This is a genomic window from Pseudobutyrivibrio ruminis CF1b (assembly GCF_000424005.1).
In the GTDB taxonomy this organism is placed as follows: domain Bacteria; phylum Bacillota; class Clostridia; order Lachnospirales; family Lachnospiraceae; genus Pseudobutyrivibrio; species Pseudobutyrivibrio ruminis_C.
In genome coordinates, this window is sequence record NZ_AUJB01000008.1 from 117700 (window position 1) to 129223 (window position 11524).

The 11524-nt window shown below is 39.1% G+C and carries 13 protein-coding genes; 8 read left to right on the forward strand and 5 right to left on the reverse strand.

The window, feature by feature from the left end; all coding sequences use genetic code 11:
* Positions 1-65: 65 nt before the first annotated feature.
* Complete coding sequence (locus G592_RS0102855) at positions 66-1502, forward strand: glycoside hydrolase family 1 protein (protein ID WP_028246476.1); 1437 nt, start codon at positions 66-68, stop codon at positions 1500-1502.
* A 105-nt stretch (positions 1503-1607) separates the two neighbouring features.
* Complete coding sequence (locus tag G592_RS0102860) at positions 1608-2117, forward strand: hypothetical protein (protein WP_028246477.1); 510 nt, start codon at positions 1608-1610, stop codon at positions 2115-2117.
* Positions 2118-2155: 38 nt separating this feature from the next.
* Here G592_RS0102860 and G592_RS0102865 read toward each other — a convergent pair whose 3' ends face one another.
* Entirely contained in the window at positions 2156-2554 is a 399-nt protein-coding gene (locus tag G592_RS0102865) for an RrF2 family transcriptional regulator (protein WP_028246478.1), read from the reverse strand.
* Between the two features lie 240 nt (positions 2555-2794).
* Between G592_RS0102865 and G592_RS0102870 the strand changes: the two genes are divergently transcribed.
* The 6 genes from G592_RS0102870 (at position 2795) to G592_RS0102895 (ending at position 7265) form a co-directional block, all read left to right on the forward strand.
* Positions 2795-3412, forward strand: a complete 618-nt coding sequence (locus G592_RS0102870) for a GDSL-type esterase/lipase family protein (protein WP_028246479.1) — start codon at positions 2795-2797, stop codon at positions 3410-3412.
* A 25-nt stretch (positions 3413-3437) separates the two neighbouring features.
* The gene (locus G592_RS0102875; RefSeq protein ID WP_028246480.1) at positions 3438-4331 is read left to right on the forward strand and encodes a transporter substrate-binding domain-containing protein; all 894 of its coding nucleotides are present in this window, start codon (positions 3438-3440) and stop codon (positions 4329-4331) included.
* Positions 4332-4372: 41 nt separating this feature from the next.
* Positions 4373-5032, forward strand: a complete 660-nt coding sequence (locus tag G592_RS0102880; RefSeq protein WP_028246481.1) for an amino acid ABC transporter permease — start codon at positions 4373-4375, stop codon at positions 5030-5032.
* Positions 5013-5687: an amino acid ABC transporter permease gene (locus G592_RS0102885; RefSeq protein ID WP_028246482.1), complete on the forward strand. Its 675-nt coding sequence runs from the start codon at positions 5013-5015 to the stop codon at positions 5685-5687. The genes G592_RS0102880 and G592_RS0102885 overlap by 20 nt, the downstream gene beginning before the upstream one ends.
* A complete protein-coding gene (locus G592_RS0102890) occupies positions 5687-6427 on the forward strand; it encodes an amino acid ABC transporter ATP-binding protein (RefSeq protein WP_028246483.1) in 741 nt (246 codons plus the stop codon). The genes G592_RS0102885 and G592_RS0102890 overlap by 1 nt, the downstream gene beginning before the upstream one ends.
* A 64-nt stretch (positions 6428-6491) precedes the next feature.
* Positions 6492-7265, forward strand: a complete 774-nt coding sequence (locus G592_RS0102895; RefSeq protein WP_028246484.1) for a ZIP family metal transporter — start codon at positions 6492-6494, stop codon at positions 7263-7265.
* Positions 7266-7303: 38 nt separating this feature from the next.
* Here G592_RS0102895 and G592_RS0102900 read toward each other — a convergent pair whose 3' ends face one another.
* The 4 genes from G592_RS0102900 to G592_RS0102915 form a co-directional block, all read right to left on the reverse strand.
* Positions 7304-7954 (reverse strand): potassium channel family protein, encoded by a 651-nt coding sequence (locus G592_RS0102900; RefSeq protein ID WP_242830138.1) that lies wholly within the window; start codon positions 7952-7954, stop codon positions 7304-7306.
* Between the two features lie 10 nt (positions 7955-7964).
* On the reverse strand, positions 7965-9248 hold the full coding sequence (locus tag G592_RS0102905; protein ID WP_242830139.1) for a TrkH family potassium uptake protein: 1284 nt from the start codon (positions 9246-9248) through the stop codon (positions 7965-7967).
* Positions 9249-9438: 190 nt separating this feature from the next.
* Positions 9439-10803, reverse strand: a complete 1365-nt coding sequence (locus G592_RS0102910; protein ID WP_028246487.1) for a HAMP domain-containing sensor histidine kinase — start codon at positions 10801-10803, stop codon at positions 9439-9441.
* Complete coding sequence (locus G592_RS0102915; protein ID WP_028246488.1) at positions 10800-11510, reverse strand: response regulator transcription factor; 711 nt, start codon at positions 11508-11510, stop codon at positions 10800-10802. The genes G592_RS0102910 and G592_RS0102915 overlap by 4 nt, the downstream gene beginning before the upstream one ends.
* Between the last annotated feature and the right edge of the window lie 14 nt (positions 11511-11524).

Consider the following 11524-nt stretch of genomic DNA (forward strand, 5'->3'; position numbering starts at 1 on the left):
CTGCTGGTAATTTTCATAAATTACTGGCAGGGTATTGCAAAAATAAATCAAGAAAGGCACTTATGATGAGAACATTTAGAAAAGATTTTTTATGGGGTGGTGCAGTAGCTGCAAATCAGTTAGAGGGAGCATGGAATGTAGATGGTAAGGGTCCATCAGTTTCAGATATGTGTACAAATGGTAGTCACACAACTCCTAAGAGACTGACAACAACTATCGAGGAGGGTACACTTTATCCATCTCACGAGGCAATTGATTTCTATCATCACTATGAAGAGGATATCGCTCTCTTTGCAGAGATGGGCTTCAAGGTGTTCAGAACATCTATTAACTGGACAAGAATCTTCCCTACAGGAATGGAATCTGAGCCAAATGAAGCAGGTCTTGCTTTCTATGACAAGGTATTCGATTGCTGCAAGAAGCACGGTATTGAGCCTCTCGTTACAATTTCTCATTATGAGCTTCCTTACGCACTTGTTGAGAAGTATAACGGATGGGAGGGCAGAGAGCTTATCGAGTACTTCATGAACTATTGCAAGGCAATCTTTGCCAGATATGAAGGAAAGGTAAAGTATTGGCTAACTTTCAACGAAATCAACGCCGGCACAATGCCATTTGGCGCTGTACTTTCAACAGGTACTGTAAAGGGTTATTCTGGTCCTGTTACTGAGGTTCCTGATAAGCCACAGGAGAGATATCAGGCTCTTCATCATCAGTTCGTAGCATCAGCTCTTGCTGTTAAGTATGCTCATGATAATTATCCAGAGTACAAGATGGGAAATATGATTTGCTTCGTAACATCATACCCAGCTACATGTAATCCAATTGATATTGTTGAAAACCAGGCTCATATGAGAGAGGTTAACTGGTACTGCTCAGATGTTATGGTTCGCGGTGAGTATCCAGCTTACGCTCAGAGTATTTGGGATAAGCATGGTGTAACAATTAAGATGGAAGATGGAGACGCTGAAATTTTAAAGAATGGTACAGTTGATTTCTATACATTCAGCTATTACATGTCAAATGTAATCAGTGCTAATCCAGATGCAAATAATGGAGCTGGAAACCTTATCGCTGGTGGAAGAAATCCATACCTTGAGGCATCAGACTGGGGATGGCAGATTGATCCAATGGGTCTTAGATATTCTCTCAATGAAATCTATGACAGATATCAGATTCCACTTATGGTTGTTGAGAATGGACTTGGCGCTAGAGACGAAATTGAAGCTGATGGTTCAATCAATGACGATTACAGAATCGATTATCTTAGAAAGCACATTTCAGAGATGAAGATGGCTGTAAATGACGGTGTAGACCTTATGGGTTACACACCATGGGGATGCATTGATCTTGTAAGTGCGTCAACAGGTGAGATGGCAAAGCGTTATGGATTCATCTATGTTGAGAAGTACGATGATGGAACAGGTACACTTGCTAGAAGAAAGAAGAAGTCTTTCGATTGGTATAAGCAGGTTATCGCTACAAACGGAGAAGATTTATAATATAGATCTATGGGCTGGCACTTTTGTGTCAGTCCTTTTTTATGGCATTTTATAATGGAAAAGAGTAGAATAAATTTCATTATAAGATTAAAGGTGGATTTTGAAATGAAATTTAAAAAGCTTTTGGTAGTGATGATGTCATTTGGATTAATGGTTTCTATGGCTGCATGTGGTTCTTCTAAAGATGAGGATATTATTGGTGGTGCTGATGAACCTACTTCTATTAAGTTGGAATCAACTGTTTTTGATAAGGAAGATAAAGAAGAGGAGACAGAGACTTCTGAAGTTGAAACTGAGGAAGCTGAGACTGAATCAGAGGTTATTTCAGAAGATCAGGCGCTCGAGGCTGTAAGAGCATACTGTATAGAAGCAATTCCTGATTTAAAGGATATGGAAGGAAGTGAAGATTTCACTACTTACTGGCAGGTAGAATCAAGCTCTGAAGAGCAGATTGTAGTTTTATTCAGATCTTATACTGGTGCCCAGGTGAGATATTATATTAATCCAGCTTCAGGAGAGACTTATGTTACTGAGTTTGTTCAGGGAATCACTGAAGAGGAAGAAGAAACTGGAGAGACATTCAACATTAAAGATTACATTTCTGATGCAGAATAAAAGAAAGGTCTAGTCGTGATGACTAGACCTTTTATTAATTAACCTACCAAATCACTGAGCTTTTTTCCATAGAAGAAGTCTCTTTCAAGCATATAGAACTCTGTCCACATAGGAAGTGTTTTGCAAATGCCTTCCCTTGGACATTTGTAATTTTCATCTGAGAGACAAGCTACAGGAGAGAGGCTTCCTTCCATAAGCTCTATAATCTCACCTACAGAGTATTCATCTGCCTGACGGGTGAGCTGGTAGCCGCCACCTTTTCCACTGACGCCTTTTACAAAGCCTCCGTGTACAAGTTCCTTTACTATAATCTCTAAATATTTCTTTGAAATATCCTGGCGCTCTGCAATATCCTTCAAAGGAATGTATTCCTCCTGGTCTTGCTGAGCCAAATCTATCATAACACGAAGTGCATATCTTCCTTTAGTGCTAAACATTCTAACCTCCAAGTCCGCTTGTTTGCCGAGATTAATGAAACAAGCTCATCTATTATTTATACTATAATAACCTAGGTAAGTAGGTGTAAGCAAGATGTAAATAAGTACGTAGCTATAAATCTATCTGATAGCCACCTATCAATTTATACAATTATTAAACCTATTGACGCAGTAGGTAAATAGGTTTAAGATACCAACATGTAAAGCAAACGCGACATAAAACCGAGAAAGGAGACAGACATGAAAAGTGTACTTTGTTTTGGTGATTCAAATACATATGGTTTGAAGCCAGATGGCAGCGGTAGATATGAGAAGACAGAAAGATGGACTGGTATACTTTCAGAACTTCTTGGTCATCAGGATTATGAAGTGATAGAGGAAGGACTTGTTGGAAGAACAACAGTATTCGAAGACAGCACAAGACTTGGCAGAAATGGTTCGAAGCTACTTCCTATATTACTTGAAAGCCATGGTCCCGTGGATACAGTAGTGTTGATGCTAGGCACAAATGATTGCAAAACTGTTTATAATGCATCAGCTACACTCATCGGCAGGGGCACTGAAATTCTCCTTAAACAAATCAGAGCAAACAATCCTGAGGCCGAAATATTACTCCTTTCTCCAATTTATTTGGGAGAGCAGGTTTGGAAAGACCAGTACGATCCTGAGTTTAATGAGAGGTCAGTGGTTACCTCCAAGGAGCTCAAGGCAGTCTTTAGAAAGCTTGCAGAGGAATTTGACTGTAAGTTTTTGGCAGCATCTGATGTGGCGGAGCCTTCAGAAACGGATCAGGAGCATATGGATTTGAGGGGACATGAGCTTTTGGCGGGAGCGATTTATGAGAAATTGATAGCGTAAATAAATAGAAAAGAGGAAATATATTATGAAGAACAATTTAGTAAGAAAAATCACAGCAGCAACTTTAGCAACAGGACTTTTAGCAGCTTCACTTACAGGATGCGGTTCAAGTGCATCTACAAGTGAGGTGGCAGGAACAGAGGAAGAGACAGTAGAGGCTTCTTCAAATGCAGGCTATAGAACACTTGATGAAATCAAGGAAAGCGGAACAATCAACATTGGTGTATTCTCAGATAAGTCACCATTTGGTTATGTTGATGAGAATGGTGAGTATGCAGGATATGATGTTTATTTTGCAGAGAGAATTGGAAAGGATCTTGGTGTAGAAATCAATTACGTTTCTACAGAGGCAGCAAACAGAATCGAGTATCTTCAAACTGGAAAGGTGGATATTATCTTAGCTAACTTCACAGTTACTGAGGAGCGTGCACAGGAGGTTGATTTCGCTCTTCCATATATGAACGTGGCACTTGGTGTAGTTTCACCTGATTCAGCAGTAGTAGAGAGCCTCGATGACCTTGGAGCGGATGACCAGATTATCGTAATTTCTGGAACAACAGCAGAGACATACCTTACAAAAAATTATCCAGACATCAAGCTCCAGAAATACGATGCATATGCAGAAGCCAAGACAGCATTCGAAAACGGCAACGGTGTGGCATGGGCAAATGATAACACAGAGGTTATCGCATTTTCACTTGAGAACGAAGGCTACACAGTAGGTATCCCATCACTTGGTGATCAGGACACAATCGCTCCAGCTGTAACAAAAGGCAATGAGACACTTCTCAGCTGGCTTAATGAGGAGATTGAAGCTCTTGGCACAGAGAACTTCTTCCATGCAGATTATGAGGCTACACTTCTTGATACATACGGTGCAGACTATGAGGATACATTAGTTCTCGAGGGTGGCAAGTAAAAATCGTATATACGATATGAAAGGAACATTAACCTAAAGTAATGGATAAGGATATTCTTATTGAATACCTTCCACTATATAAGGATGCACTAGTTTTAACACTTAAAATTGGTTGGCAGGGCATTTTCCTGGCCTTTGTAATAGGTCTGATTGGCTCTGCCATTTCCCATTTTAAAGTGCCAGTGCTGAAATCCATAGTGGGAGTATATATTGAACTATTTAGAAACACACCTCTTTTGGTACAGTTATTTTTTATTTATTTTGCATTGCCAAAGGTGGGAATACAAATTACAGCTGAGACCTGCGGTGTCCTTGGCTTGGGATTTCTTGGTGGAGCATATATGATTGAAACTTTTAGAAGTGGTGTGGAGGCGATTCCTGTAATACAGACTGAAAGTGCTCTTAGCCTTGGAATGAATGATTTCCAGACATTGTGGCATGTAATTTTACCTCAGGCTATTTCCATAAGCGTGCCAGGTCTTTTGGCAAACGTGATTTTCCTATTAAAGGAAACCTCCGTATTTTCTACTATCAGTCTTATGGATTTAATGTTTACAGCCAAGGATTTGATTGGAATGTATGCCAAGACAATAGAATGCCTATTCCTTTTGGTTGTGTTCTATCTGATAATGCTTCTTCCTATTTCTATCATAGGAGCAGTCGTGGAAAGGAGGATGCGTTATGGCCAGTTTGGGGATTGATGTTTTATTTAAAGGAACCAATTTTATTAGATTGCTTCAAGGACTATGGGTTTCAGTAGAAATCAGCTTGATTTCAGTTGCACTAAGTATAGTTCTGGGATTGCTGATTGGTGTTTTAATGACAGTAGACAACAAGCCATTAAAAGCAATCCTAAAAATATATCTGGAGACAGTTAGAATCATGCCACAGATGGTTTTATTGTTCATAGTATATTTTGGAACTACAAGAGTATTTGGCTGGGATATGTCAGCAGAGTCCTCAGCAATCTTCGTATTTACGTTTTGGGGAACAGCGGAGATGGGAGACCTGGTGAGAGGTTCAATAAAGAGTATCCCAAAAATCCAGTTTGAATCTGCTTTTGCACTTGGAATGGATAAGATACAAACATACTTCTATATTATTCTTCCACAGACAATACGCAGACTGATACCACTTTCTATCAATCTTATTACCAGAATGATTAAGACTACATCACTGGTTATGATGATTGGAATAGTGGAGGTATTGAAGGTAGGGCAACAGATTATTGAGGCAAACAGAAAGACTTCACCAAATGCAGCATTTGGAGTCTTTGCGGTGGTGTTTTTACTATATTTCGTTGTGTGCTGGCCTATTAGCAGGCTTGCCACATACTTAGAGAAAAGGTGGGCGTAATGAGCGAATTATTAAAGGTTACACATCTACATAAAGAATTTGGAACAAACGTAGTTTTAAAGGATATAAACTTATCAGTTAAAAAGGGCGAAGTTGTTGTAATCATTGGCCCATCAGGATGCGGCAAGAGTACATTTCTTCGTTGTTTAAATGGACTGGAGGATATTCAAGGAGGTGTCATTACAGTAGATGGCCTTCCGGTGGAGGCAGGAAAGCGTGACATTACAAAGCTTCGACAGAAGATAGGAATGGTGTTCCAATCCTACGAGCTATTTCCACACATGACAGTTTTGGAAAATATTATTTTGGCACCCACAAAGGTACAGAGGCGCCAGAAGGATGATGCAGTGAGGGAAGCACTGGAGCTTTTGGATAAGGTAGGGCTTGTAGATAAGAAGGACTACTATCCACGCCAGCTTTCAGGAGGACAGAAGCAGAGAGTGGCAATTGTTAGGGCGCTTCTTATGCATCCAGAGGTGATTCTTTTTGACGAGGTCACAGCAGCACTTGATCCGGAGATGGTTCATGAGGTATTGGAGACAATGATTGCACTTGCAAAAAGTGGTTCTACAATGTTGATAGTTACCCATGAAATGGCATTTGCAAAGGCTGTTGCTGACAGAATAATTTTTATCGATAAGGGAGACATTGTAGAAGAGACAGAGGACGTAAAAGGCTTTTTTGCAGAGCCTGAGACAGATAGAGCTAAGAAATTTTTAAAGACTTTTGCCTATGAATAATTTTTTAAAAAACTCGCCTTTTGGCGAGTTTTTGTGTATAAGTATTTGTAGGAGGGATAGGATTATGAATGTTTTATTACTTGTTATGATTCCTTTTCTAGGTACTTCACTTGGTGCAGCCTGTGTATTTCTCTTTAAGAATTCCATTAATGATTCCTTACAGAGAATGTTTACAGGATTTGCTGCGGGGGTGATGGTTTCAGCTTCCTTTTTCAGTTTGCTATTACCTGCATTAGAGCAGTCAGCTAACATGGGAAGATTGGCATTCTTGCCAGCAGCAATAGGCTTTGGTATAGGTATGGTATTCTTACTTGCTCTTGATATGTTGGTTCCACATACTCATATGGATAGCAGTGAAGAGGGTTTAAAGAGTGGATTGAAGCGTACCACAAAGCTGGTGCTTGCTGTGACACTTCACAATATTCCAGAAGGTATGGCAGTTGGTGTTGTAGCAGCTGGATGGCTATATGGAAATGAAGCTATTTCATACATGGGAGCCCTTGCATTGGCGGTAGGTATTGCCATTCAGAATTTCCCAGAGGGTGCTATAGTTTCCATGCCTCTTATGGCAGAAGGAGAGAAGAAGGGAAAGACATTTTTCTACGGAGTTCTCTCAGGTGCAGTTGAGCCACTAGGTGCTTTGATGGTTATATTTGCTTCAAGCATTTTTGTACCTGCTATGCCATATTTGCTTAGCTTTGCAGCAGGAGCCATGATTTATGTTGTAGTGGAGGAATTGATTCCTGAGATGTCTGAAGGAAAGCATTCCAATATTGGAACAATAAGCTTTTTCCTTGGATTTATAATAATGATGATACTTGATGTGTCGTTAGGATAAAGCAAAAGCCTTCCTTAGCAAAAAGGAAGGCTTTTATACTATTTATTGATGCGATGAAGCTCATCACGCTCAAGAACAATAAGAAGCTCATTTTCGGCATCAAGTGGCTCTACTGGATCAAGAATCTTCCAGTGGCCGTTGTCATGATTCTTATATGCGATAACATTAATTTTGTAGTTTTTACGCAGATTAAGTTCAACCATGTTTTTTCCAACCCATTTTGGCATTGGGAACATTTCTACCATACAAAGATTTTCATCTACTTTGAAGTAATCAAGGAAAGTATCGGAAGCAAGGATTCTTGCAGACTGTTCTCCGCCATACTCCTCAGGAACGATAACTTTATCAGCGCCAATTTTTTTAAGAATAGAAGTCATTCTGTCTGATGAGCTTTTGGCAACAATAAGTGGAACTTTTAATTCCTTTGCAACTGCAACAGACATGATGCTTGCCGAAAGATTGCCAGCCATGGCAACAGCTACGATATCCATATTTTTAAGACCAAGCATTTCTACTTCGTCCTCATTTGTGAGGTCAGCACATACAGAAGCTGTGCAATAACCATCCATATCCTTAAGTTTATCAGGGTCATTGTCTACTACCAAAACATCTGCGCCCATATCGTACATGCTCTTTGCAAGACTGATTCCATATTTACCTAATCCTAATACTGCTATTGTTTTTTTCATTTTTATCTCCTTATCCTACGAAGAAATCTCCTTCTGTGTATCTGCATTTACTCTTATGTTGACCTCTGCCGGCGAAAAATATGGCCAAAGAAATAGGTCCGATTCGTCCCAAATACATGGCGATTATAATAATAATTTTTCCTACATTGTTGAGGCTTGAAGTAAGTCCTCTTGATAATCCTACAGTGGCAGAGGCACTGATAACCTCATAAAGACCATCCTGCATATTAATAGGATTTGTAACGATTAAAGCAAGAGTTAAAACAATGATTGTAAATGCAGCAACTGAAACAATAACTGTAGCTTTTCTCATGTTTTCCTCTGTTACGCGTTTGTTGAAGATGATGCTCTGGTCATCTCCACGAATATATGAATATACATTTAAAACTGCAAGAAAGATGGTAACTGTCTTAACACCACCGGCAGTTCCTATTGGAGAGCCACCGATAAACATCAATATGTATGACATAACACAGGAGAAATCAGTCATGTTTTCCTGTGGGAAAGAGCAGAAGCCTGCAGTTCTTAAGGTGACAGATTCAAAGAAGCTGTTTATCACCTTATCCACTAAAGTCATGTCTCCGATAGTTCCGTAGTTTTTGTATTCTGAGATAAAGAAGAACAATGCTCCTGAAACTATGAGAATAGCTGTAACAGTAACTACAAGTTTGGTGTGTTCTTCAAATCTCTTGAAAATCTGAACTGGGGTGAAGCCCTTTCGGATGCCGGCTTTGATTTTCTCAGACATATCAAACCATACTACATAACCTAAACCACCCATGATTATTAAAATCATTGTGGTACACATTACCAAAGGATTAGATTTGTAATCCATAAGGCTGTTGTTTCCAATGATATCGATTCCTGCATTACAGAAGGCTGATACGGAATGGAAGATTGAAAACCAAATGCCCTTTGCAACGCCAAATTCAGGAATAAAAGCAATGGAGTACAGAATGGCTCCAACGGCCTCGACTTTTAATACATCCTTTGAAATGCGGATTAATATTTTGAGTATTCCTACGTCAGTATTAAGATTAAGGGAATCCTGAAGCATTTTTCTATCACCCAGTGAAAATTTCTTTTGGGTGATAAGCATTATCATGGAGATAAAGGTAATGATTCCTAGACCACCAATTTGAATCAAAAGCAGGATTATTATCTGCCCGAATAGACTGAAGTAGCTGAAGGTATCCACTACTACAAGACCTGTAACACAGGTGGAGGTGGTGGAGGTGAATAATGCTACAAGTGGATTAGTCCAATGACCTGATGCGGATGATAATGGAAGCATTAAAATAAGCCCTCCCATTACGATGGCAATGAGAAAGCTTAAGGGTATCAATTGGACTGATGAAATTTGTTTCTTTTTCATAAATTCTCCAAGTGGTATCTTACCAAGTAAATATTGTGCTTTCGTTAGCACCACTAAGAAGAAATATTATTACAAGACGATTGTAAAGTAAATGTATATTTACACTAAGTTAATATATTGGAAACTTCAATTCAATGGTGAAATTGTCTTTTGAGGTGCGAGTCTTGCTGGCGCCCCCCTGTCTTTTCATAAGACTAGAGATACTTATGAGCCCGATTTTAGCACTTTCGTTTTTGCGAGGCTCCTTTCTAATCTTATTTGAAATAGAAAGAACTGCATTTTCAGTGTCATGAAAAATGCGAATTCTGACTGGCTCAGCCTCGTCTGCGTATTTATCAATATTCGTAAATACGTTATTGAAGACTCTTAGCATATCGTTCATGTTTACATGAATCAAAAAGGTGTCCATAGGATCTTCGATTTCAAATTGTAGCCCCTGTGCCTCTAAAGGAAGTGATAGCTCTGAAATAAGTTGCATAAAAAGCTCTACTCCGTCAAATTCTTCTAGGGCTTCCGCAGGGCGCTCAGGATGAGGGTCGAATGCCAGAAAATATTCAAAAAGTCTATCGGACATTTCTTTTATTTGATGACAGGTATCTAAGGCTGTGTTTATATATTTATCCATTTCCTCAGGAGAGTTGTAGTGATGCTCCTTTAGGATTTCAAGATAGCCCATCTGGGTGGTAAGAGGAGTGCGCAAATCATGGGACAAAGCAGTGACAAGGCTATTGTTGGCCTGAATAGCTTTTGTTTCATTTTTCATCTGCTGGTCCAAAGCTACTCTCATGGAATTAAGACTTGTGGCTACCTGTGTCAGTTCATCATTACCTTTTACAGGAATCTGATAATTAAGATTACCGCCTTCTAGAATGTTAATTCCAAAGGTAACATCCTTTATGTAGTGAATTTTGCGGCGCACGAAGGCTATAAGTATAAGGATGATAACTAAAGCTGAAATGGCGATGCTTATATCGTGGAGAGTGTTGTATATACTGTACTGGAAATCTGCCAGAATATAGATTTTGGCCTTTGTGTCTATCAGTCTTATATCGTGGGCCCGCCTTTTAGGAAAGAATGCCTGATAGTCGTTTAGTGTATCTGTAAATTCAGTGTCATCTGCATCGAATTTAGGAACATTTCCATTTTTATCTGAATTCATAAAGGAATTGTAAAGGATGGTATTTCCTTTTCTTACATAAAAAAATACGTTTTTTTCCTTTTCCCACCAGTCTGTAAGTGGAGCAGTATTGGTGGTGCTAATTTGTTCCTTATATATGTAGGTTTGAAGAGAATCTAAATATACGGATATTTTATAATCAGTGTAAGAAGTTTCTGCCCATTTTGAATAAGCGATGGCCTCTGCACCCATACCTAGAAGAAGGTAACAAGCAAAGCCTATCAAAAAAGAAAAAATGACTGAGACAGTAAGCTCTATGTAAAGGGATTTAAAAATAGCGTTAATTATTTTTTTCATTGAAGCTTGTACCCCTTTCCCCATACAGTAAGAAGGTGTCTTGGATTTGATGGATCTTCCTCGATTTTGGTACGAAGATTACGAATGTGAACCATGATTGTAGCGTTTGAACTGTAAAAATATGGCTCGTTCCAAATGCTTTCATATATAAGCTGGGCCGGGAAAATTCTACCTGGTGAGCCGATGAGAAGCTTGAAAATCTGATATTCTAGCTCTGATAAATCCAGTTGTATTTCCTCGCCTGTTGAATTGGTAGCATATACTTCATTTCTATCCTTTGCCACCTTGAATACGTCATAGGTAAGGAAGTTGTCATCTACGGGAGCTTCCTTTCCTTTATATACATAGTAGCGTCTTAGAAGGGATTTTACCCTTGCTGTAAGCTCTGCATGTGAAAAAGGCTTTGAAAGATAATCATCTCCACCAATTAAAAGTCCTAAAGATTTGTCGGAATCGGTACCCTTTGCAGTGAGGAACAGGATTGGCATCTGATATTTTTCTCTTATTATTTTACAAACATCAAGTCCAGATTTGCCTGGCATCATAATGTCCAAAATAATAAGGTCTATAGAGTCGTCGACCATTGCAAGGGCAGCTTCCCCGTTCATTGCCTCAAGCACCTCATAGCCTTCGCTTTCTAATAATATCTTTATTATGTTGCGGATTTCCTCGTTATCATCAACTGTTAAAATCTTTTGTTTATTCATAATTCATTCCTATT

Bases quoted from the DNA above. Each gene is read 5' to 3' on its own strand.
- G592_RS0102855 (WP_028246476.1), top strand. From the start codon at position 66: ATGAGAACATTTAGAAAAGATTTTTTATGGGGTGGTGCAGTAGCTGCA.
- G592_RS0102860 (WP_028246477.1), top strand. From the start codon at position 1,608: ATGAAATTTAAAAAGCTTTTGGTAGTGATGATGTCATTTGGATTAATG.
- G592_RS0102865 (WP_028246478.1), bottom strand. From the start codon at position 2,554: ATGTTTAGCACTAAAGGAAGATATGCACTTCGTGTTATGATAGATTTG.
- G592_RS0102870 (WP_028246479.1), top strand. From the start codon at position 2,795: ATGAAAAGTGTACTTTGTTTTGGTGATTCAAATACATATGGTTTGAAG.
- G592_RS0102875 (WP_028246480.1), top strand. From the start codon at position 3,438: ATGAAGAACAATTTAGTAAGAAAAATCACAGCAGCAACTTTAGCAACA.
- G592_RS0102880 (WP_028246481.1), top strand. From the start codon at position 4,373: ATGGATAAGGATATTCTTATTGAATACCTTCCACTATATAAGGATGCA.
- G592_RS0102885 (WP_028246482.1), top strand. From the start codon at position 5,013: ATGGCCAGTTTGGGGATTGATGTTTTATTTAAAGGAACCAATTTTATT.
- G592_RS0102890 (WP_028246483.1), top strand. From the start codon at position 5,687: ATGAGCGAATTATTAAAGGTTACACATCTACATAAAGAATTTGGAACA.
- G592_RS0102895 (WP_028246484.1), top strand. From the start codon at position 6,492: ATGAATGTTTTATTACTTGTTATGATTCCTTTTCTAGGTACTTCACTT.
- G592_RS0102900 (WP_242830138.1), bottom strand. From the start codon at position 7,954: ATGAAAAAAACAATAGCAGTATTAGGATTAGGTAAATATGGAATCAGT.
- G592_RS0102905 (WP_242830139.1), bottom strand. From the start codon at position 9,248: ATGCTTCCATTATCATCCGCATCAGGTCATTGGACTAATCCACTTGTA.
- G592_RS0102910 (WP_028246487.1), bottom strand. From the start codon at position 10,803: ATGAAAAAAATAATTAACGCTATTTTTAAATCCCTTTACATAGAGCTT.
- G592_RS0102915 (WP_028246488.1), bottom strand. From the start codon at position 11,510: ATGAATAAACAAAAGATTTTAACAGTTGATGATAACGAGGAAATCCGC.